General features: G+C 62.8%; 16 protein-coding genes. 1 reads left to right on the top strand and 15 read right to left on the bottom strand.

The window, feature by feature from the left end; translation table 11 throughout:
- Positions 1-21: 21 nt before the first annotated feature.
- A complete protein-coding gene (locus R3E82_21540; GenBank protein ID MEZ5553479.1) occupies positions 22-1,638 on the bottom strand; it encodes a DHA2 family efflux MFS transporter permease subunit in 1,617 nt (538 codons plus the stop codon).
- A complete protein-coding gene (locus R3E82_21535; protein MEZ5553478.1) occupies positions 1,635-2,807 on the bottom strand; it encodes an HlyD family secretion protein in 1,173 nt (390 codons plus the stop codon). The genes R3E82_21540 and R3E82_21535 overlap by 4 nt, the downstream gene beginning before the upstream one ends.
- Before the next feature lie 329 nt (positions 2,808-3,136).
- Here R3E82_21535 and R3E82_21530 point away from each other — a divergent pair, with 329 nt between their 5' ends.
- Entirely contained in the window at positions 3,137-4,075 is a 939-nt protein-coding gene (locus R3E82_21530) for a hypothetical protein (GenBank protein ID MEZ5553477.1), read from the top strand.
- A 39-nt stretch (positions 4,076-4,114) separates the two neighbouring features.
- Here R3E82_21530 and cysI read toward each other — a convergent pair whose 3' ends face one another.
- From cysI to R3E82_21465, 13 genes are all read right to left on the bottom strand, one after another.
- Positions 4,115-5,794, bottom strand: coding sequence for an assimilatory sulfite reductase (NADPH) hemoprotein subunit (cysI, locus tag R3E82_21525; GenBank protein ID MEZ5553476.1), 1,680 nt, complete (start codon positions 5,792-5,794; stop codon positions 4,115-4,117).
- A 1-nt stretch (position 5,795) separates the two neighbouring features.
- Positions 5,796-7,637: an assimilatory sulfite reductase (NADPH) flavoprotein subunit gene (locus R3E82_21520; GenBank protein ID MEZ5553475.1), complete on the bottom strand. Its 1,842-nt coding sequence runs from the start codon at positions 7,635-7,637 to the stop codon at positions 5,796-5,798.
- Between the two features lie 122 nt (positions 7,638-7,759).
- Positions 7,760-8,236: a hypothetical protein gene (locus tag R3E82_21515; protein ID MEZ5553474.1), complete on the bottom strand. Its 477-nt coding sequence runs from the start codon at positions 8,234-8,236 to the stop codon at positions 7,760-7,762.
- Entirely contained in the window at positions 8,233-8,778 is a 546-nt protein-coding gene (locus R3E82_21510; protein ID MEZ5553473.1) for a hypothetical protein, read from the bottom strand. The genes R3E82_21515 and R3E82_21510 overlap by 4 nt, the downstream gene beginning before the upstream one ends.
- Positions 8,775-9,800, bottom strand: a complete 1,026-nt coding sequence (locus R3E82_21505) for a 4Fe-4S dicluster domain-containing protein (GenBank protein MEZ5553472.1) — start codon at positions 9,798-9,800, stop codon at positions 8,775-8,777. The genes R3E82_21510 and R3E82_21505 overlap by 4 nt, the downstream gene beginning before the upstream one ends.
- Positions 9,797-12,751, bottom strand: a complete 2,955-nt coding sequence (locus tag R3E82_21500; GenBank protein ID MEZ5553471.1) for a molybdopterin-dependent oxidoreductase — start codon at positions 12,749-12,751, stop codon at positions 9,797-9,799. Before R3E82_21500 ends, R3E82_21505 begins: the two co-directional genes overlap by 4 nt.
- Before the next feature lie 313 nt (positions 12,752-13,064).
- Positions 13,065-14,726, bottom strand: coding sequence for an acyl-CoA dehydrogenase family protein (locus R3E82_21495; protein MEZ5553470.1), 1,662 nt, complete (start codon positions 14,724-14,726; stop codon positions 13,065-13,067).
- 51 nt (positions 14,727-14,777) lie between these two features.
- Complete coding sequence (locus R3E82_21490; GenBank protein ID MEZ5553469.1) at positions 14,778-16,385, bottom strand: AMP-binding protein; 1,608 nt, start codon at positions 16,383-16,385, stop codon at positions 14,778-14,780.
- A 9-nt stretch (positions 16,386-16,394) separates the two neighbouring features.
- Entirely contained in the window at positions 16,395-17,630 is a 1,236-nt protein-coding gene (locus tag R3E82_21485) for a thiolase family protein (protein MEZ5553468.1), read from the bottom strand.
- A 10-nt stretch (positions 17,631-17,640) separates the two neighbouring features.
- Positions 17,641-18,435, bottom strand: a complete 795-nt coding sequence (locus R3E82_21480) for a nitroreductase family protein (protein MEZ5553467.1) — start codon at positions 18,433-18,435, stop codon at positions 17,641-17,643.
- 23 nt (positions 18,436-18,458) lie between these two features.
- Positions 18,459-19,655, bottom strand: coding sequence for an acyl-CoA dehydrogenase family protein (locus tag R3E82_21475; protein MEZ5553466.1), 1,197 nt, complete (start codon positions 19,653-19,655; stop codon positions 18,459-18,461).
- A gap of 164 nt (positions 19,656-19,819) precedes the next feature.
- On the bottom strand, positions 19,820-20,071 hold the full coding sequence (locus R3E82_21470) for a hypothetical protein (GenBank protein ID MEZ5553465.1): 252 nt from the start codon (positions 20,069-20,071) through the stop codon (positions 19,820-19,822).
- A 57-nt stretch (positions 20,072-20,128) separates the two neighbouring features.
- Positions 20,129-21,496 carry a tetratricopeptide repeat protein gene (locus R3E82_21465; GenBank protein ID MEZ5553464.1) on the bottom strand — a complete coding sequence of 456 codons (1,368 nt, stop codon included), beginning with the start codon at positions 21,494-21,496 and terminating at the stop codon, positions 20,129-20,131.
- Positions 21,497-21,513 lie beyond the last annotated feature (17 nt).

The raw sequence follows: 21,513 nt of genomic DNA, 5'->3' as shown, positions 1-21,513 counted from the left end.
CCCGGGACGTGATCGAACCGGCTATCGCGCCGGGGACACGATGGCAAGCTGTTTGCGGCGCCCGGCTATGAACAGCCCAGGAATCAGAGTAATCATGGTGACTGCAGTGACGAACACGAAGGCGTCCCGATAGGTCAGCACACTGCTCTGAAACTGCACCGCGTTCACGACGAAACCGAAAGACGCCTCGAATCCCTGGTAGCCGTCGATGCCCAGAGCGCGCAGATCCTGCATTCCGAGCCGCATCAATTCCATCGTCGTTGAGTTATCCCAGCTCTGGGTGCTGTTCAGTTCGTTGAGATGTGCCGCGCTCTGCGACTGCATGGTCAGCGAAATGAAGCTGATGCCAAACGCCCCGCCGAGCTGGCGCAGGAAGTTGATCGCGCCGGATCCATGGGGAATCAGCTCCAGCGGCAGCGGATTGATTGCGGCGGCGTTCAGGCTCGGAAAGATGCAGGCGAGCCCCACTCTGCCGAGCGAATACCACAGCAGCATGGTGACCGCCGGTGTGTAGTTGTCCGCGGACATCATCGGCAGATTAGACACCGCGAAGAGCACGAGTCCGATGAGGATCATGGCCCGATGTGAAAACGCATCCGCCAGTCGGCCTGCCAGCGGGAACAGCGCAGCCATTACCAGGCCGGCGGGCGCCATCAGCACGCCAGCATCGGTGGCAATGAGCTGGGAGACCTGCTGCAGAAACAGCGGCAGTACATAGGTGGAACCGTACAGTCCGATACCGACGGTGAAGGTAACAAGTGCGGCAGCCACGAATCGCGCATTGAGGAACAGCCGCAGTTCCACCAGGGGCTCTGCTGTACGGGCTTCCCAGAGGATCCACGCTGCGAGGCTGGAGAATCCCAGCGCGAAGCTCGAAAGCGCAAATCGATCGTACCAGCCTTCTTTCTGAACCTCGGTGAGGCCGATGAGGAATGCGGGAATGAACACGGCGCACAGCAGTGCGCCGAGCCAGTCGAAGTCCGGGCGAGCACCTGTTGTTTCGCGGGCAGGAAAAAACATGCGCGCCAGGGGCAGGCTTAAGACCACGAACGGTACTGCGGCCAGAAACACCCAGCGCCAGGAGAGGTGATCAACCAGGTAGCCACCGAGCGTCGGACCGAGCGCCGGCGCAAGGATTGTGCCCACCCCCATGATCCCCATGGCAAAACCGCGCTGCTGGATCGGAAACACCTGTGCGGTTACCACCATCGATATCGGCATGGAAAGCCCGGCTGCTGCACCCTGGATGACGCGCGCGATCAGAAGGATTTCCATGCTTTCCGCAATCGCGCCCATGGCGGAGGCGGCAAGGAAGACCACCATCGCACCAACGTAGGTGGCAGCAATGCCGTAGGCACGTATGAACCACGCGGTCATGAGCATCGTCACAGTACCGGCGGCGAGAAACGAGGTCGCCAGCCATTGCGCTTCTTCGAGGGTCATACCCAGCGCGCCCATGATGTCCGGAATGGCGATGTTCACGATGGTAGAAGTGAGCAGAGTAGCGAAGGAGCCGATCATGCCGACCAGCGAAGCCCACCAGCGGTAGTTGCTGCCATACTGCCTGTAGAGAGTCACGAATCCGGGACTGGCCTGCACGCCGTCCGGTAGACGTACAGGTCGCTGATGGTCGCTCATGCTGCCCGCGGGATCTTCACTTCCACCATCAGACCGGGTTTCAGCTTTGGATCGGACTCTTTCAGATCAATCTGAATCTCGACTCTCTGGGTGCTCTTGGTGAAGTTTCCGCTCGGATTCGGATTCGGCATCAGCGCAAACTGGCTCGTTGCGGCACCGCCAATTCTGCTCACCACACCGTGGTGTGTTTCATCAGGGTAGGCGTCCACAACGATCCTGACCTCGCTGCCAAGTTCGATGTAGCGCAGATCGGTCTCTTTGACATTGGCCTTTACCCAGATCCGGCTCGGATCGTGCATCATCAGTACGCGCTGACCCTGTGCCACATACTCGCCGGGATCAACGAACAGTTCGTCGATCACACCCTTCGAAGGGCTCGAAATCACGTGATAGTCGAGTTCGGCCTGTGCCTGTTCGAGCTTGCGCAGGGCCTGCTCGCGCTCGTTGAGCAGACGTGCGAGATCGGCGTTGAGCACATTGATCTCTTCGCGCCCGGACTTCGCCTCGGCCAGCTGCGCTGCTGCGTTCGCAACCTGTGCATCATATCTGCGTGCCTGCTGTTCGGCATTTCGAAACGCATTGCGATCCGCTTCGAATTCCTGCTGAGAAATCAGATTCCGTTCGCGCAGCGGTCCTGCGCGCTGCCACTCGGCAGACGCGATCTCGAGGTCACCCCTTGCCGCCATTTGTTCCGACAGTGCCGCCTCATACCTTGCAGACGCCGCGTCGATGCTGCTGTCGCTGCGGAGACCGACGAGTACGATTCGCGCGCGTATCGCATCGATCGATGCATCCAGCACCGCAACCCCGCTTTCGAGTTCCCGCAGATGGGCACTGGCGCTGCGGTCATCGATACGAAGCAGGAGCCCACCCCGTTCCACCTGGTCGGCCTCGCTGACCGGTATCTCGACGACCCAGCCGGGTACACGACTGGAGAGCAGCAGCATGTCCGAGGAAATGCGTGCATCGAGAATGTAGACGTTGTGGATGCGGTCGTAGAACCACCAGGCGCCCCAGATGACCGCAGCACCCGTGATCACCGCGACGAACAGGTTGGATGCACTGATCCGGCGTCTGTGTACGGGGTCGGTGCCCGTGGTCGGATCTGAGGTATTCGTTGGCCGGGCGCGCTCACCCTTGGGATCGACGAGATTCTCGGCCGGCGACATACACTACCTCCGTTCAGGATAATACGCGCAGTCACGGGCACGAGGTAGGCCGGAACGCAGACTCTCAAATTCCTGCGTGCTCATCCGCATTTGTGTCAGAGACCCGGGATTCCTGCCATGCCGGCCACTGTCGGTTCCGCCATGGAAATTCTGCAGACGATCTCTGATATCCATTCGCAATGGCGAAGCGGCCTGGCGAATCTCCCGTATTAGCGTTGAACTGACTGCCAGCTTGACAGCCCCGAGCCACCGTGAACAATCGACCCATGGAGTGGGTTGCGACGGCCAGGTCAACTGCGGCTCTTCTCGTTGCCGTGCTGATGGGGTCGATGAATGCTCCAGCGGCGTCTGCGGCCAGCCCGGCTGCCTTTCCCGTCTATCAGTTCCCGGAGTTCAGCCTGAGCATGTCGGCGGCCGACGCGCGTGCATGGGCCCGCGAGCATGATTTCGTCGAGATCGCGGGCACCGAACCCGAGCAGGAAGCCTGGGAGCGCGTCCATGCCAACAGCTACCGTCAGCTGATCCAGTTCATTCCGGCGGCCCGGGGGCTGAGCCAGTTGCTGCTTACGCAGGACAACGTGGTCGGCACCAGCCGCACCCTGGCACGCCAGATCGTCACCCGCTACGGCGAGCCATCCCAGACCGAAGATCTGGGCAACACCACACGGCTGACCTACGCCTATCCCCATTCGGTACCCGCCCGGCGGGTATTCATCACTGGTCCCAACCGGCTGATAATGGGCCTGATCACCGAAGAGCAGCTTGCCCTGGCCCACAGCGCGGCGGTGGCCGCGCAGGCCTCGCTGGCCACGGATGCTGGAACAGACGCTGCGCCTGGAAGCGGTTCCCTGCTTCCGGTATGGGCCTGGTTCAGCGGTGTCGTTATGGCCTGCTTTGTTGCGCTGATCGCTCTGGTGACGCTGCTGCCTGCGCATCCTGGTGGAAAGTTGCGGAGCTGGTTGCGCCGTCTGGGGGAGGCCCTGCTCGGTTTCCTCAGCTATACCACCCTGTCGCTCTTCACCATGGCCATGGGCATTCTCATTTATCCCCTGTTCATCGTCTCGGGTTGCGGTGCGGGCGTGTTCGCCCTGGAGCAGGGGACAAGCTGGTTCTGGGTCGTGCCCTGGCTGATCGGAGTGGCCTGTACAGTGCGCTCTGATGAGGAAAGCGGCATCCTCAATCTCGTCGTGGCGAATGGTTTTTTCCTGCTTGCGCTGTTCGGTCCGATGCTGGAACTGGCCTGGTCCGCTAACCTGGCACCGTCATGACCGGGTTCCCTGAGGGAAGTTACGCTGCAGCGCCGGGCTTCATACTGCGCTGTGCGCCAGCTCGGCGCGGACAACGTAGTCGCCGAAACCTTCGCCAGCCTGGCGGTGTTGGGCGAAGCGGCTGAACATCCCGTCCAGCACGTCCAGAATCCGGGTCTCGCTGAGATTCTCGCGGTACAGCACGTTGAGCCGATCGCCCACCCGGTTGCCGCCGAGCATCAGGTTGTAGCGGCCGGGCGCTTTCCCCACCAGGGCAATTTCAGCCACGTAGGGGCGGGCACAGCCGTTCGGGCAGCCGGTGATGCGTATGTTCAGCGGTTCGTCCGCCAGGCCGTAACGTTCCAGCAGTTCGCCGACCCGGCTCAGAAAGTCGGGCAGGTAGCGTTCAGCTTCTGCCATGGCCAGCCCGCAGGTGGGCAGGGCCACGCAAGCCATGGCGTCGCGCTGGAACTGTCGCAGATCTGCGCCGGCGTCCAGGCCATGGCGTTGCGCAAGCGCTTCGATGGCGGCCCTGTCCGCTTCGGCGACACCGGCAATGATCAGATTCTGGTTCGGCGTGAAACGGAATTCGCCGCGGTGCACCCGGGCCAGCTCACGCATGCCGGTGAGCAGTTGTCGATCAGGGTGATCGATGATGCGTCCGCTGGGAATGAACAGAGTCAGGTGCCAGCGGCCTTCCGGGTCCTGCTGCCAGCCGAAGCGGTCGCCGTTGTGGTGGAACTTGTACGGCAGCACCGGGCCGAGCGTGAAATCCAGGCGCGATTGCAGCTCCGCCTTGAACCAGTCCAGGCCATGATCGTCGATGGTGTACTTCAGGCGTGCGTGTTTGCGGTCACGGCGATCGCCGTAGTCGCGCTGCACACACATGATCTGCTCGGCCACGGTAACGGCCTGCTCGACGGTGCATGAACCCAGCAGCGTCGCCAGCCGGGGGTAGGTGGCAGGTTCGCCGTGGCTGGCACCCATGCCGCCGCCGGCGGCGACGTTGAAGCCGGTCAGCCGACCAGCGTGTTCGATTGCGATGAAGCCGACATCATGGGCGAACACATCGACGTCGTTCCACGGTGGAATGGCCACGGCGATCTTGAATTTGCGTGGCAGATAGGCGGGCCCGTAGACCGGCTCCTCGTCTACGGCAGGGCTCACGCGTCTGCCGTCCAGCCAGATCTCGTGGTAGGCGCCGGTCTGCGGCAGCAGGTGCTTCGACAGCCTCTCGGCGGTATTCAGGGCGGCGGCATGCACAGGGCTCGCTTCCGCCAGGGGCGTGCACATGACATTGCGATTGACGTCGCCGCAGGCGGCGAGGGTGGTCAACATCATTGCGTCGATGCGTTGCATGGTTGCCTTCATGTCGCGCTTCAGCACGCCATGAAACTGAAACGTCTGCCGGGTGGTTGCGCGGATCGCGCCATTGGCATGGTCGCGGGCCAGGGCGTCGAGCTGCAGCCATTGCCCGGTGCTCAGCACGCCGCCGGGAATGCGCGCGCGCACCATGAAGCCATAGGCGGGCTCCAGCTTCTGTCGGGTACGCTCCGCGCGTACGTCGCGATCATCCTGCAGATAGGTGCCGTGGAACTTGGTCAGCGTGGCGTCGTCCTCCGGAATCGACCCGGTGAGGGGGTCCGCCAGACTTTCGGCGATGGTGCCGCGCAGGTAGTTGCTGTTGCGCTTCACCACCTCCACGTGGGAGACGTCGGTGGACTGCGGGCCGCTGCTCACTTCAGTAGACGTCGCGCTGGTAGCGGTGGTCGTCCTTAAGTTTGCGCAGGTATTCCTCGGCGGCCTCGCGGTCGCGGCCGAGGCCCTGCCCGATCACATCCAGCAGCGCTTCGTGCACGTCGGGTGCCATGTGGTTGGCGTCGCCGCACAGGTACAGATGGGCGCCGCGCTCCAGCCAGTCGAACAGATCGGCGCCGCGCTCGCGGATACGATCCTGCACATAGACTTTGGCCTGCTGGTCGCGGGAAAACGCCACGTCGTGGCGCGTGAGCACACCCTCTCTGCGGAATCGAGCCCACTCGAGCTGATAGAGGAAGTCGCAGTTGAAATTGCGGTCGCCGAAGAACAGCCAGTTGTCGCCATCGGCGCCAGTGGCTTCGCGCTCCTCCAGAAAGGCCCGGAACGGGGCCACACCGGTGCCGGCGCCGATCATCACCACCGGTGCGGCGGCGTCTTCCGGTAACCGGAAGCGTGGATTGGCTGCGATGTAGACCGGTACCGTTTCGCCAGGCTCGGCCAGATAGTTGGAGGTACTGCCCAGATGCTCGCGTTCGAACGCCGTGTAGCGAACCACGCCAATGGTCACATGCACTTCGTCCGGATTGGCTTCGAGGCTCGAAGAAATGGAATACAGTCGCGGGGTCAGACGCTTGAGGGTATCCGTGAGTTCCTGGGCCGACATGGCCTGCGGATGATCGGTGAGTACGTCGATGATCTGGCGATCCGCCAGGTAGTCGTTGAACGCGGTGCGATCCTCGGCGCTGAGCAGGTTTTTCAGCGGCGCGATGTCGAACCTGTCCGCATAGCCCTGCACGAAGCTGCGACCCAGCAGGGTCAGCTCCAGTCGATGGGCCAGGGCACTTTCCAGGGTGGTTGCTTCGTCATCGATGCGCACCTCGGTGTCGCCGTGCAGATTCAGCAGATCGAGGAACTGGCTGACGAGTTGCGGCGGGTTGGTGGGCCACACCCCGAGGGCGTCGCCGGGCAGGTAGCTCAGACCGCTGCCTTCCAGGCTCAGCACCAGGTGGCGTACGTCCTTGCTGGAGCCACGGCCGGTAATTGGCTGGTTCTCCAGCACCGGGGCGTGAAACGGATCCTTGCGGCTGTGCTGGCGCCGATTGATGGGCACCAGACGCGGGGCGACTGTGCCGATGGCTTCCTCGGGGGCAGCGACTCCGGCGCGCTGCGTCTCCAGCTGCGTCTCTATATGGGCGAGCATCTGCCGCTGCCAGGCTTCGCTCAGTGACTCGAAATCGACGTCGCATTCGACCCGCGGCGCCAGCCGGCTTGCCCCCAGGGCCTGCAGACGGTCGTCGAGCTGACGGCCGGCCGTGCAGAAATCCTCGTAGCTGCTGTCACCCAGAGCCAGCACCGAATAGGACAGATGCTCCAGCCGCGGCGCGCGATCGCCGAGCACGAATTCGAAAAACGCTTCGGTGCCCTCCGGTGGTTCGCCGAGGCCGTGGGTGGCCACCACGAACAGCGCATGGGATTCCTTCTTCAACTGGGCGGGGCGAAAGTCAGCCAGATCCACCGCCCGGGCTTCTACGCCCAGCGCCTGAATCTGGCCCAGCAGTTCGCCGGCAATGCTGCGGCTGTTGCCCGTTTCCGTGGCGTAGAACAGGGTCCAGACGGGGGCAGGACTCGCCTGGGAAGCAGCCGCGACCTGACCGGCCGCCACGGGCGCCGCCGCCGCAACACCAGCCAGATAGCCACTGGCCCACCACAGCTGCTGCTGGTCGAGCTTACCGGCCAGACCGTTGAGATCGGCCACCAGGCGCTCGTCGAGCCCCTGCGGCGCGCCGCCGGGCAATGGAGATTTCTTCAGAACGGCTATGGACACTGTGGGTGCGAGCCCCGGTTTTACAGTGTGGCCAAGGTAACCATTGCCCGGGAATGACGGAAAGGCTGATTGGCTACAAGCAAATAACCCCGGGGCATAGGCAAACGCAACGGGTCAGCCGGCTATGGCGATGCAACATCCGCCGTGATGTGATCGAGCGCCTGGGCAAAGCGTCGCGGCAATTCGACCAGACCGTTCCCCGCGGTATCGAGCCGCTCCACGGCGACCTGGCACCAGGGGAGCAGATAACGCTCCGCGAGCCCGGAGCAGATCAGATCCTCCGAGCGCTCTACCGCTACCGACATCACCTCGCAGGCCACGGCCAGATGATCCGGTGGCAGCCGGACGTCACCGTATTGCAGGCCGAGCCAGGCCATGACCCGCATCCATTCTTCCCGGGTGCCGTCACCAGCCAGGTTCAGGCTGTGGTGGAGCAGCAGCGATACCGTCGGTGTGGGCGCGCCATGGTGGAAGGCGCTGTTGAAGGCCGGCTCCAGCACATCGGGCTCGCCAGGCAGCGCCAGCTTTCGCCAGGCATCGTGGGTGAGCTCGGTGGGAATCACCGGGCTCCACACCCGTGCCCACAGACGCAGTGTCACGGAATCGGTATCCAGGCTGGCGACACGGATTTCAAGCCGGCACGCTCTGCCGAAGCCCCCTGCCATACCGCGAAGCCGATCTGTCTCCGCTGACTTAAGGAGGCCCAGTCCGGCAGCTCGAATTTCACACCCCAGCGCTGATCGATCCAGGCCGCACTCACCCGGACATCGGGTGGCGGCGGAGTCCGCTCCACCGTGCCGAGTCCCATGGCCTGAATACGCAGACAGCCCTCGCGATCCGCCGCCCACAGCCAGCCGTCCACACCGGCTGCGTCACTGCCCATGGTCATCAGCGGTGCGTCGACCGTTGCAGGTGCCAGCAGCGCTGCGGCATCGCAGAACAGATTGACGTCGCTGGCCGTTTTGCTCACGGCTTCCACGCAGGACCAGGACAGAAATATCTCCCAGCCCGCGCCGCGGGATTCGACGCTCACATCCAGCAGCCGGGTTTGTGGCTGGATGTGATCCGCGTAGGCCTGGCGGATGTAGCCACCCGGCTGGATGGCGGGGGGGGCCGCAATCAGATTGATACGCTGCTTCATGCTGCCGGCACTCCCAGCCTGAAGTTCTCATGCCAGTCGTAGGCGATCAGCAGGTCCATCAGTTCACTCGACTCGCCGCTCCGGCGCCGGGTGCGCTCACTTACCAGGGTTTCGAGCGCAGCCTGTGTTCCGCTGCCGAACAGGCTGACCAGATAGTCCAGGGGTATGCGCGGCTCGTCTGTGGGACGGCCTTCGTCGTCGAGGCGCGGAGGGCTCATTGGCGGTACATAGAAAACGTTGGGCTCGAGTCCGAACTCGGGATGCAACGGCAGCGCCACCTTCCATTTGTGGACGAGTTTCCAGATCGGTCCCTCCGGGTCGTCGAGGTAGCCGACGAATCGCAGCCGTCCCGGACACTGGCGGGCACAGGCCGGCGCCACACCTTTTTCGATGCGCGGAAAGCAGAAGATGCACTTGGTGGAAACGCTGCGCAGCGGATCGAAGAAAACCTTCTTGTAGGGACAGGCTTCCACGCAGAAACGGTAGCCGTGGCAGCGGTCCTGATTCACCAGGACGATACCGTCTTCGTCGCGCTTGTAGATGGCACCGCGCGGGCAGGCGTCGAGGCAGGCCGGATGCGTGCAGTGATTGCACAGACGCGGCAGGTAGAAATAGTGATTGTCTTCGGGGTAGGCGCCGGTACCTTCGTCCTCGTCCCAGTTCGGCCCCCAGTTCGGGTCTCCCTCGGGTTTTATCCAGCCGGGGTTGTTCTTGCCGTCGGTCGCGATGACATCGTCGTGATTGAAAGACCAGGCGCGCCCGTAGCCCTCGTCGAGTCCATCCAGCGTGCCCCGGCGCACTTCGCCGCCGGCAGTTCGGCCGCCGTGTTCGGGCCAGTGCTTCGGATACCCCTTGCCGGGCAGGGATTCGACGTTGTTCCAGTAGGCGTAGTCGGTGCCGCTGTCCCGGTTCCACATCTTCTTGCAGGCGATGGTGCAGGTGTGACAACCGAGACACTTGTTCAGGTCCAGCACCATGGCAAGCTGACGTTGTGGTGGTGGCTGGCGGGTCGAGGTATTCATGACGGTATCTCCCGGCCGAGTGCGGTGACTTTGACCCGGGTGTCCTGCACGTGGGTGCCGGGCTCGAAGTGGCCGAACATCCAGCCGACCTGACCTTCACCACCGGCGAAGTGCAGCGGCTTCATGAGGCCCGGAATCAGGAATTTGTAGCTCTTGTGATCCGGGAACTGGTGTGGTTCCCAGGCGTGGAAATAGTAGGCGACCCTGGGCCGGACCATGGTCGACACTTTGGCGCGCATGCGCATGGCGCCGTAGTCGTTTTCAAGCTGCACCCACTCACCATCCTGCGCACCGAGATCGCGCATATCGCCAGGGTTCAGATAGATCACCGGCTCGCCGCGCTGCAGGCGCAGCATCATGGGTGTGTCGCGCCAGACACTGTGGATGCTCCAGCGCGCATGGCAGGAGACGAGCTGGAAGGGATGATCGCCGCCCGCTGTTGGACTGGGGAAATGGGTCGGCAGAGTTTCGCCGGCTTCGATGAACCAGGGGTGATCGATGTAGAACTGCTGGCGCCCGGTGAGTGTGGGCCAGCTCCACTTGCGTTCGGTGAAGTCTGTCAGCGCGGTGAGCACGCCTTCACCCTGCCACTCGGAATTGAACAGGTTCTCCTGTATGCCCATGTTGCCGACATTGGCGTACTTGACGATGCCATCGCGCTTCAACTGCTCGATTGAAACGCCGCCGGCGGAAGGCGAGCGCTCCAGAATCAGGGTGTTGACCTTCTCCACATCCTCCGGTCCGTACTCGCCATCGAAGGAAAAGCGATCGGCAATGGTGGTGAGATCGACCTGGCGACTGCCGCAGCCAGGCAGGGGACCCAGTTTGCGGGCCCGGGCAATCTCCTGCACCTTGCGTGACAGCAGCGAGAAAATCTCCCATTCGTCCTTGGATTCACCCACCGGCTTCACCGCCTGGTCGCAGTAGTGCAGGTAGGGCACGTAGGCCACCGAGTACTTGATACCGGGTTTTTCGTAGTACCCGGCCGCCGGCAGCAGATAGTCGGCATGCAGGCCGGTGAAGGTGAATTTCTGGTTGATGTCCACCACCAGTTCGAGACCGGGCCAGAGATGTTCGAGCATCCGCTGGGGCAGGTTGGAGCGGCGCAGTACGTTGCTGCCGCCGGTGATCCAGGCGCGCGGCCGGTTCTCCGGCGCAGGTCGCACCGGCATCCAGTCTTTCTGCAGAGACTCGCTGGTGTAGGCGGCCATGGTCCGCGGATAGAGAGGATCCGTTTCCCGCGCCAGGTCATCGGCGATGCCCTGATGAAAGTAGTTCTGGCTGGCGGAGTTGGTCAGGCAGCTGTCCGGCCCGCTGGTGACGTGCCTGGCGAGCGCATGCTGTACCTGACCCTCGGATTTCCGGCCGACGATCCGATCCACGATCATGCCGAATACGTAGCTGTCGCCGAACAGACTTGCCATCGATTTGAATTTTGCCCAGGCGCCCTGGCCCGAGTCTCCCGCGACCTCGCCGAACCCGTCGATGCCGATCCAGCCGGTCGAGTGGTAGCCCGCGCCACGCCGACCGATTGCGCCCTTCAGCGTCAGGCAGAGAATCTTGCTGCGGTTCATGTGGTCCGAATGGAAATAGCGGTTCGATCCCCAGCTCGACAGCACCATCGGCCGCTTCGCGTTCGCGAAACCCTCGGCAAAGCGTTCGATCATGTCGACATGCAGCCCGGTGACCCTGGCGGCCTGCTCGAAGGTCCAGGGCTCCAGGTGTTCTTTGATCAGCGATCCAACGGTCACCACCGTGACTTCGCTGCCATCCTTCAGGCGCACCGGAAAACGTCCTTCGATGGGTGGTACCAGCCCTTCCGGCAGCGTCAGTTTCGAAGTGGAATCCGCTTCGCAGCCCGGCACCGGCACCGGCTTTTCGACCCGGGGATCCCAGTAGTAGAGCAGGCCTTCGTCCCCGCCTTTTTTCAGATCCGAGTCCCGCAGAAAGCGTCCTGTATCCATGCGCACGAGCACGGGAAAATCGGTCTGTTCCCGCACGTATTCGACATCCATGCGTCCCGAACGCCAGATGTGCCGTGCAGTGGCGAGTCCGAGCGCGGCATCCGTGCCCGGGGCCAGGGGCACCCAGAGATCGGCATGGATCGACGTGGCGCTGTAGACCGGGTCTATCACCACCAGCTGACTGCCGTTGTACTGGGCTTCGAAGAGGAAGTGGGCGTCCGGAATCTGGGTGACCGACGGGTTCATCATCCAGACCACGAGATAGTCCGAGAGGAACCACTCATCGCTCGAGCCGCCGATGTGCGGCATGCCGAAGGTCAGTGTGGCCCCCATGTTCAGATCACCGATCTCGGCCCAGTCGTCGGGCAGGGCGGCGCCCATCATGCCGAAGAACCGGTTACGGGAGGCGTTAGTGGCACCGAGATCGAAGTGCGGCCCGAGGTCGTGGATGATGGTCTCGCCACCATACTGCTCGGAGACATCGACCAGTTTTTCAGCGATCTCGGACAGTGCCTGATCCCAGCTGATGCGCTGCCACTGGCCGGCACCCCGTTCTGCGACCCGCTTCAGCGGCACGGTCAGACGGGTCGGTCCATACATCACTTCGGTGTAGCAGGCGCCCTTCTGACAGCCCCGGGGATTGAAATCGGGCACACCGGGTTCAGACGCCTCGTAATTGGCTGTCTGTTCCTCGCGGACGACAACACCGTCTTTTACATACAGATCCCAGTTGCAGGCGCTGCGGCAGTTGACCCAGCCATGGGTACCCTTGGCGACGCTGTCCCAGGTCCAGCGCTGTTCGTAGAGTTCCTGCCAGGCCCCGAGACGCCTGGTCGGCGCATCGGCCTGCGCGGGGCGGTATTGCAGATGAAACAGGGGAAGCGTGCTGCCAGCTGCAGCAATACCGGATGCCCGAAGAAAATGACGCCGGGTCAGTGTTGCATCGGCCACCTGCTCGAATTCACCGCGCTCATGACTTCTGGACACAGCTCAGCCCTCCCTCGCAAACCTGGGAACATTTGGTCGGTGACATCAGCGGATGTACATACGTGGATTCCGACACGGCTGTTGAGTGCTGCATGGCACGCTCAGGTCCGGGCCCGATGTATGAGTACGCGAGGCCGGCCACGCAGACAGGGCCGCGAATGCTGGGCTCGATGATCATCGGTGTCGGCATCGCAGCATGATAAGTCGGCCGCAGATACGCCGATATCCTGGCCATGAGGAGATTGATGGGAAGTTGATATCCATCAAGCAGAGCGCAGACATTTTCCGGGTTGCCGGCGTAAACCGGGTCGGTTCAGAGCCGGGTCCGGTCAGCGGGCTCGATCGTCTGCAGCAGAACGGCGATCGCCGCTGCATCGGTGATCCCCCCATATGCCAGGGTGGTGGGTTGCAGGCGGGATGTGACGAATGCAGCGCTGACAGCTTCGTTCGTATGGCGCAACAGCAGTGCCGCCTGCAGAAGGATCGCCATGCGTTCCACGACGATCCGGGCCATAGACTCATCGCCCGCTGCAGCCGTTATCTGTGCTCTGAGCCCCTGCACGGCCTGATCAAAGACCCGGTGTGCTCCCGTCGAGCCTTCGATTTCCTGCAGCAGAACGTCGACGGATTCCGGTGAACGCTGCAGTGCCCGCAGCACATCCAGGCACTGCACGTTGCCGCTGCCTTCCCAGATCGAGTTTACCGGTGCTTCACGGTACAGACGCGGTAGCACATACTCTTCGACATAACCCAGACCGCCGAGACATTCCTGGGCTTCGTTGATGTGTTGTGGTGCGCGTTTGCAGATCCAGTACTTGCCCAGTGCGGTCACCAGGCGGACAAACAGATCCTCTGCGGGATCCGACTCACGATGATCGAGGGCGCGCGCCACCCGGAAAGTCAACCAGAGTGCGGCTTCGGTTTCGAGGACCAGATCGGCGGCGACGTTGCGCATGAGCGGCTGGTCGATGAGCTTTTTTCCACTCACCGAGCGATGCCGGATGTGATTGATCACCTGCTGCACGGCCTGCCGCATGATCGCTGTGGACCCCACCATGCAGTTGAACCGGGTCAGCGCCACCATCGGAATGATTGCGGCAACCCCGCGTCCCGGTTCTCCGATCAGCCAGGCAAAAGCGTCACGGAACTCGAGTTCACTGGAGGCATTGGAGCGATTACCCAGCTTGTCTTTCAGGCGCTGCAGGTAGAGGTTGTTGCGGCTGCCATCAGGCCGCCAGCGCGGCATCAGGAAGCAGCTCAACTGGCCATTGAGTTTTGCGAGGGTGAGAAACCCGTCTGACATGGGCGCCGAGCAGAACCATTTGTGGCCGGTGAGCTCGGCGCACTCACCACCCGCGATGTGCTCATTGAGAAGCGTCGCGCGGCTGGTGTTTGCCCGGACATCGGTGCCGCCCTGCTTTTCGGTCATGCCCATGCCCAGTGTCAGGCCGCGCTTTTCGGTGTAGGGCAGGTTCCGGCCATCGTAGTGATGCGACAGGATGCCGGGTTCCCAGAGCGCGGCCAGCTCCGGATTACCGCGCAGCGCCGGGATAGACGCGAAGGTCATGGTGAGCGGGCAATCGGTGCCGGAATCCGCCTGGTTGTGCAGCAGTTCCAGTGCGGCGCGGACGACATGCGCGCCCGGGCGGGGTGTAGACCAGGGCAGCGCATGCACACCCCCGGCAATCGCCGTGCGCATCAGGTGGTGGTAGGCGGGGTGGAATTCGACGACGTCGATCCGCCGCCCGTAGCGATCGTGGGTGCGCAGTTCCGGGGTATGCCGATTCGCAAGATGGCCCTGCTCTGCCAGTTCGCCGCCAGCCAGCCTGCCGTAATCGGTGAGCGCGTCGTTTCCCCAGGCTCCGTCGTAGTGTGCAACGATCCTCTGCAGCGTGTGATCGGTGCTGAACAGGTTGGTGCCTGCCAGATCGGGCGCCTGGTTGAATATTTCGTGTGTCTGCTGGTCTGTGCCCATCGTCATCCGCTCCTTGTCTGGCCGGTCCTGCCCGTCAGCGGACAGCCACGATCAGCGACCGGGGGAGTAGACGCCTGCCGCATCGACCGCAAAGCGTTCCAGCAGGAAGCGTTCCTGCGGTTTCTCCGACGCGGTCTTCGGGATCTCTTCGACCACCTGGAGATAGGATGGCACAAAGTTCGCCTCCAGCTCGGTCCGGCAGCGTGCAAACACTTTCTGCGGGTCGAACCGGGCCGGATCCACCGCAACCACCGCGGCGACCACATCCCGCTCACCCGGTGATCCGGAAGCTGCGGGGACACCGTAGACGAATACATCCGTGATCTGGGGATCCTCAGCCAGTACCTTTTCCACGAAGCCGGGATTGATGAAGTCACCGTTATGGCGGATGCCGCCGCCTTTCCGGAAATCGAAATAGAGCCAGCCTTCCTCGTCCTGATGACAGATATCACCGGAGTGCAGCCAGCCGCCCTCGGTTTTCTGCTTAGATGCCTGAGGATTCCTGAAGTATTCGACGCGCACACCGCTGCCATCCGCCGGGCGGCTGACCAGTTCACCGAGTTCCCCCGGCGCACAGGTCCTGCCCTGTTCATCGACGATGCGGATCTCGAGATTGGGTGGCGCTTTGCCAAAACTGCCAACCGGCCCGACGCCCGGTGGGTTCAGTGCCATGCCGCCTTCGATGGCGCCGTACATTTCGAATATGCGGACATTGAAGCGCTTCTCGAAGTTCCGCCAGATGGCCTGCGGCATGCCCGCGGAGAGCACCAGCCGCACCGGATTGTCGCCATCGTCCGGACGCTCAGGTTCGCTGTACACGGCGGTCGCCATGCCGCCGAGCAGATTGAAGATGGTGCAGTTGTATTTCCGGGTGATGTCCCAGAGGCGGGATTTGGTGAATTTGCGGGAAATCACCACGGGAAGGTCCATGCCCATCGCCGGTGCCAGGGTGAGCAGCTGGGCATTACCGTGGGTCAGTGACAGACCGGTATAAGGGCTGTCACCGGGCTGCCACTGAAACATGGCTCCACCCATCATTGCACCGCCGAAGCGGACGTTGGCGAAGACGACGCCTTTCGGATCACCCGTGGTGCCGGAGGTATAGATGATCTGCAATGGGTCCTCCGCCGATTGCAGGCGGACGTCGACGACTCTGGCCGGCCTTGAATAGACCGAATCGAAGGACTCGGCGATCGGCAGGTCCTGGAGGCTGGCGTGGCCGCCACCCTCGGCATCTTCCAGCACCAGCACCCACTCCAGGGTCGGTACCGAAGGGGCGACATCGATCACCTGTGGCAGGCTGTACAGGGCGCACACCACACCGCGGGCTTCCGAGTTGTTCAGGGTGTATGCGAGCTTGTCACCCCGGGTACGGGGATCGATGGGAACCGCTACACAGCCGCTGATTGATGCCCCCAGCAGACACTCGATGAACTCCGGATGGTTCTGCATCAGCGTCGCGAAGCGGTCGCCACGAGCCATGCCCCGCTCGATGAAAGCGGCAGCTACCCGGTTGCCGTTGTCGAACAGCTGCTGGTAGGTGCGGGTTTCGTCCTCGCGCACACCGGCGCCTTCGAAGGTAACCACCAGGTGATCCGGTTTTTTTTCCGCCTTGCCGGCAACGTAGTCGGCCAGGATGAGAGGGTTTCGTTCCCGCATCTCGCCTCCCTACCGGCGCAGTATGGTGACGCACTGCGCCGCCGCGTCGTTGCCGATCGAGCCGCCACCATTGTGCGCGAGCCCCACCCGGGCACCATCGACCTGGCGCCTGCCGCTGCGGCCGAGCAGCTGTTCGGTGAGTTCGACGATCTGGGCGATGCCCGTGGCACCGATCGGGTGACCTTTGCGCAGCAGTCCGCCGGAGGTATTCACCGGCAGGCGACCACCGAGCCGCGTCGTTCCCTCGTCGATGAGACGACCCCCTTCGCCTTTCCCACAGAGCTGCAGAGACTCGTAGGTCATGATCTCGGCGGGTGCGGAAGCATCGTGCAGTTCGATCACATTGAGATCGTCGGGTCCGATTCCAGCTTCGTCATACGCTTCCTGGATGCAGTAGTCGGCGAGTCCAGGCGAATCCGGGCTGCGATCCCAGCCCGAGTGCAGAGACGAGGCGACAATCCGTACTGCCTGACTGCCAAGACCGAGTTCCTTCACCTTTTTTTCGCTCATCACGATCACGGCGGCCCCACCGTCGCCAATGGGCGAACACATCGGCCGGGTCAGGGGCTCGGCGATCATCGGCTCCGCCAGCACCTCGGCAACCGAGAGCGCCTGACGGAACTGGGCGCGTTCGTTCAGGCTGCCATGCAGGGAATTTTTCGCCGAGACACCAGCGAACTGTTCCACCGTGGTGCCGTAGGCTTTCATGTGAGCCCGTGCGGCGGAAGCATAGATGTCCATGAACATCGAGCGGGTCTCTCCGGCACCGGTGCTCGCCGCTGAGGCACCGCCGGCCTGGGCGCTCTTTTTCAGGTTTTCCATCACTTCGGCCAGCGCTTCCACATCCACAGCGCCGCTGAAAGCGCTGAAGGTCCGGCGCTTGTCTTCGGAGTACATCTTTTCCACACCCACGGCGAGCACAATGTCATACAGCCCTGCGCTGACCATGGCGGCAGCCTGATTGAGTGCGGTGGATGCGCTCGCACAGGCGTTTTCGACGTTGATCACCGGAATCCTGCCGATTCCAGCGCCGCGGAGCACGACCTGACCACGGATGCACTCCTGACCGGTGATCAGACCGGCCGCTGCATTGCCGACGTAAGCGGCCTCAATGGCGTCGTCCGATATGCCGGCGTCCGCTATTGCCCGACGGATGGCATCTCCGCCGATGGCCTTCAGACCGAGGTCCATGTGTCTGCCGAAGTGCGTCATGCCGACGCCGGTGATGTAGGCGTTGAGTTTCATGTCAGCCTCCTTACAGCAGTCCGGGTGCTTTGAGGTTGAGCGCTTTCTGCAGGAAGTCCAGCTCGGCTTCCCGCTCCGGCAGCGGTGCGGGTCGAGTGAACATGCCATCACGGGTGAGTTCGGCGACGGCTGCTTCGTCCCGGGGAAAAGGCTGGGAGAAGTGGTTCATTTTGAAGAGGTCCCCGAAGGGTCGACGCGGTCTCTGGCCGCCAGCCTCCCAGTGCTCGAGCGGATAGCCCACTGTCTGTAGAAGCAGTACCCGGCAGTGCTCGGGCACACCGAGAATCTTCAGGATTTGTGGCCCGTTCGGCGTGCCGAGACAGCAGGTGCCGAGGCCCTGCTCATACGCCATCAGCGTGGCCTGGGCGATGCCCTGTCCGCAGTCCACTTCGCTCATACCCGGGTTCTTCATCGGCTCGATGAGATTCCTGAACAGCGGGATCAGCTGTTTTTCCAGACCGTTGACCTTCGTCTCCCGGTCGCCGAAACCGAGAGCACCTATGTCCAGGAGTTCCCGCAGCCGATCACTCTGTTCATCCAGCATGTTCGGATCGATGTACCAGACGATCACCACGGGTGCGATCTTCACCTGCCAGCCGACGACGGTTGCGGTGATGGCATCGAGGACTTCCGGAGACGCTGTGTCACGGAATACGGCCACTGCTTTGAGCGTCTGCACGTTTCCCCAGTGCGAGGCGATGCGCGCTGCTTCGAACATGCGCTGGATCTTCTCCGGCTCGACCGGCTTGTAGGTTTTGACGAAACGGATCGAACGCCGACGACCGATGGCTTCTCTGAGTTCCATGAATTTCTCCTTATGTATTCTTCTTAAAAGCGGGTGGCGGCAACCTGACCGAGTACATAGTTGCAGCCGTCTTCGATCATCGAGGCGCGTGCATCCCGGAAGATCTTTTCGATGGGGTATTCACGGCTCGTGCCGTTGCCGCCGAAAATCTGCAGCGCTTCGCTGGCGACGTCGAAGGCTGTCTGGGTGGAGGTAACCTTCGATGCGATGGCGTATTCGAGTCTGGGTCCGTTGAGCGCGTTCGAGCAGACGACGCTGCGGTTCAGTGCCCTGGCTGCCTCCACCTGCCTGAACATTTCGAACAGGCGTCCGCGCACGCTCTGGTGATTGATGATCGGCACCCCGCCCTGCTTTCGTTCCTTAGCGTAATCGACGGCGAGTTCCAGCGCGGCCCGGGCGAGACCGGCGAACAGGGTTCCCATCCCGGTATTTGCGTTGGTCAGGACCATATCCGCTGTCGCCGAGTAGGCTTCCGGAGGCACAGCCATATAGGAACGGGGGACACGGACGCCATCGAAGAAAATTTCTCCCTGATTGAGCGCGCGCTGGCCGATCTTGTCGAGGGCCTTGCCGCGCGATACGCCAGGCAGGTCGAGAGGTACCACAAATACGGCGTGATCCAGTCCTGGCCCGCCGTTGTCGACTGCAGTGAACAGCGCAGCCGCCTGGGCGATGGTGCCGCAGGAAACCCAGGAGGACTTCTGACCACTGATCAGATAGTCGTCGCCCTGCTTCTTCGCGACGATGTTCGGCCGTCCGTGTTCCGCCCCGGGCGCCTTGATCTGCTCGTTGAAATCGAGCATGTCAGAACCATGATCGGGTTCGGTAATGGCCCAGCAGCCGGTGGTGTTGTCCTTCACCAGATCGACGAGTTCCGGGTTGCCCGAAAGCTGCGCCATCATCATGGGGAATCCCCGGACGCCAAGGGCGATTGCGAGACCGGCGTCTCCCCAGCCGAGTTCTTCGCTGGTGATATAGCGGATGCGTGCCTGTTCCAGTGGGGTCAGTCCGCCGTCGCCGTTGCCGAGCACGTCCAGACCGAGGTCGCCGTACTGCCTGAATGCATCCCAGAGCGCCGAATCTTCCGCAATCACTGCTTCCGGTGTGAGTTTGTCGAGCTTCTGCCCCAGCGGGCGCATCACATCCTGCGCGAACCGGTGTGTGGTTTCACGTACCGCGCGCTCGGTATCGGTGACGTTGATATCGAGATCCATGAACATCGGCCGACCTCTTCAGGGTTGCAAAGGGACGGAGTATTCGCCGCATGGAAAGCGCTTGGGATACGGAAATCCCCGCGGTTGCGTTCAGATTTGACAGTGTCTAGATTAAACGGAACCTGTGCCTGGCTCAGCGCCGAATTGCTCGACGGCGCCGCGACAGGCGATCAGCCGGCTTTGCGGCTCCCCTGGTGCTTCGCGGGTACCAGCCGATACGTGCCGGTGGTGGCATCTACTGCGATCAGCCCTTCCTGTGCCAGCTTTGCAAACTCCCCGCGGATTTCGTAAGTCAGCATCGGTGAGGTCGTCTGGCGCAGGGCGTCTGCCACATGGCCGGGCCGGAAGCTGGTGCAGCCATCGGCGACAAGCTTCTGGATCGTCTCGAAGATGAGCCGGGTTTTTCTGGCTTCTTTACTCATGAGCGGATGCGCGGTTCCAGGTTGGCTTGCGGGCGGCAGTTTTGTATCAGAAAGCGGTTACTCCCGCCAGGGTTGCTGTGCCTGGTAAGCGGCGAGATGTTCGGCCAGGGCGCGGGCTTCCTCTGAGGTCTGATCGGTGATCAGGCCGATTGCGCGCTGCTGTGTGGCAATGGCCTCCGGAAATCGACCGAGCTCGGCGTAGGCGGCGGCCAGCGTGTCGAGATAGGCGGGCGAACTCTGGCGATTCACAGCAAGTTGCGCATAGGTGAGGGCCCGCTGACCATCGCGCATGTGGTCCTGCCGGCTGGTGGAAAGCAGCCAGGCGTAGTCGTTGTGTGCCTGGGGCAGATCGTGGCGGGCGGCTCTGGCCAGCCAGTTTGCCGCCGCTTCGGCTTCACCCCGGCGCAGCAGCAGATAAAAGGCGCGCAACTGGGCCTGGGGGTTGTCAGCCGCGGCGCCCATCTCATACCAGTGCAGGGCAGTGTCCGGATTCTTCTCCACACCCAGCCCCACTTCGAACATATGGCCCAGATTCACCGCACCGCCATAGTTGCCCTGGGCGATGGCGGCCTCGAACAGCTCCCGCGCCCGGCCGGGATCCGGCACGGTACCTTCGCCCACCAGGTACATATGACCAAGGCTCAGCTTGGCCGCGCTCGAACCCTCGCCGGCAGCCTGGCTGAACAGCTCGAAGGCGCGATCGATATCAGCACTGCCCAGTTCCCCGTCCCGATACATGAAGGCCTGGGCCACCAGGCCGTCTACTTCGCCTGCCTCATAAGCGCGCTGGTACCAGGACTGGGCAAGTGCCGGATCCGGGCTGTCGGTCACCGGCTCCCGGTAGCTGCGGCCGAGGAAGATCATGGCTTCGGAACTGCCGTTATCGGCAGCCTTCTGCAGACGGGAGCGGGCCTGTGCGAGATCCTGCTCGACACCGCGGCCTTCGAGGTAGGCATAGCCCATATAAAGGAGGGCCTCGGGATGATCCTGCGCTGCGGCCTGCTCAAAGAAGCCGAAGGCGAGCCGGGGATCCGGATCGACACCCTCGCCCCGGTAATAGAGCCCGCCCAGCGCAACCTGTGCCGCCGCGTTGCCCGGGTTGAATTCCAGGGCGCGCACGTAGTCCTTGCGGGCCGACACATAGCGCTGCTGAGCGTAGAGACTGTAGCCGTGCAGATAGTAGGCGCGGGAGCGCTCGAGCGGATTGAGGCGATGATCGATCAGGGTCGGCGCCAGATAGGTGCGGGCGAGGTCGTAGTGCCCTTCCTGAATCAGGTTCACGGAGCGCTCGATATAAGTGCGGGCTTCGTAACCCCGGGCCGCGGGTGGAGCGGATGATTCTGCAGCCCGGGCGATGCCGCAGGGCAGGTGCGCCAGCGCCAGGCTGGCCAGGAGGGCGATCCGGGCTGAGCGGAGGTCAATCATGGGTGATTTTGAACCAA

Source organism: Pseudomonadales bacterium (genome assembly GCA_041395945.1).
Lineage (GTDB): Bacteria > Pseudomonadota > Gammaproteobacteria > Pseudomonadales > Azotimanducaceae > SZUA-309.
The sequence above is the reverse complement of the archived record's forward strand: the minus strand, read 5'-3'. Positions and strand labels throughout refer to the sequence as shown.

Bases quoted from the DNA above. Each gene is read 5' to 3' on its own strand.
- R3E82_21495 (MEZ5553470.1), bottom strand. From the start codon at position 14,726: ATGGGCACAGACCAGCAGACACACGAAATATTCAACCAGGCGCCCGAT.
- R3E82_21470 (MEZ5553465.1), bottom strand. From the start codon at position 20,071: ATGAGTAAAGAAGCCAGAAAAACCCGGCTCATCTTCGAGACGATCCAG.
- R3E82_21540 (MEZ5553479.1), bottom strand. From the start codon at position 1,638: ATGAGCGACCATCAGCGACCTGTACGTCTACCGGACGGCGTGCAGGCC.
- R3E82_21510 (MEZ5553473.1), bottom strand. From the start codon at position 8,778: ATGAAGCAGCGTATCAATCTGATTGCGGCCCCCCCCGCCATCCAGCCG.
- R3E82_21505 (MEZ5553472.1), bottom strand. From the start codon at position 9,800: ATGAATACCTCGACCCGCCAGCCACCACCACAACGTCAGCTTGCCATG.
- R3E82_21530 (MEZ5553477.1), top strand. From the start codon at position 3,137: ATGAATGCTCCAGCGGCGTCTGCGGCCAGCCCGGCTGCCTTTCCCGTC.
- R3E82_21485 (MEZ5553468.1), bottom strand. From the start codon at position 17,630: ATGAAACTCAACGCCTACATCACCGGCGTCGGCATGACGCACTTCGGC.
- R3E82_21475 (MEZ5553466.1), bottom strand. From the start codon at position 19,655: ATGTTCATGGATCTCGATATCAACGTCACCGATACCGAGCGCGCGGTA.
- R3E82_21490 (MEZ5553469.1), bottom strand. From the start codon at position 16,385: ATGCGGGAACGAAACCCTCTCATCCTGGCCGACTACGTTGCCGGCAAG.
- R3E82_21465 (MEZ5553464.1), bottom strand. From the start codon at position 21,496: ATGATTGACCTCCGCTCAGCCCGGATCGCCCTCCTGGCCAGCCTGGCG.
- R3E82_21535 (MEZ5553478.1), bottom strand. From the start codon at position 2,807: ATGTCGCCGGCCGAGAATCTCGTCGATCCCAAGGGTGAGCGCGCCCGG.
- R3E82_21480 (MEZ5553467.1), bottom strand. From the start codon at position 18,435: ATGGAACTCAGAGAAGCCATCGGTCGTCGGCGTTCGATCCGTTTCGTC.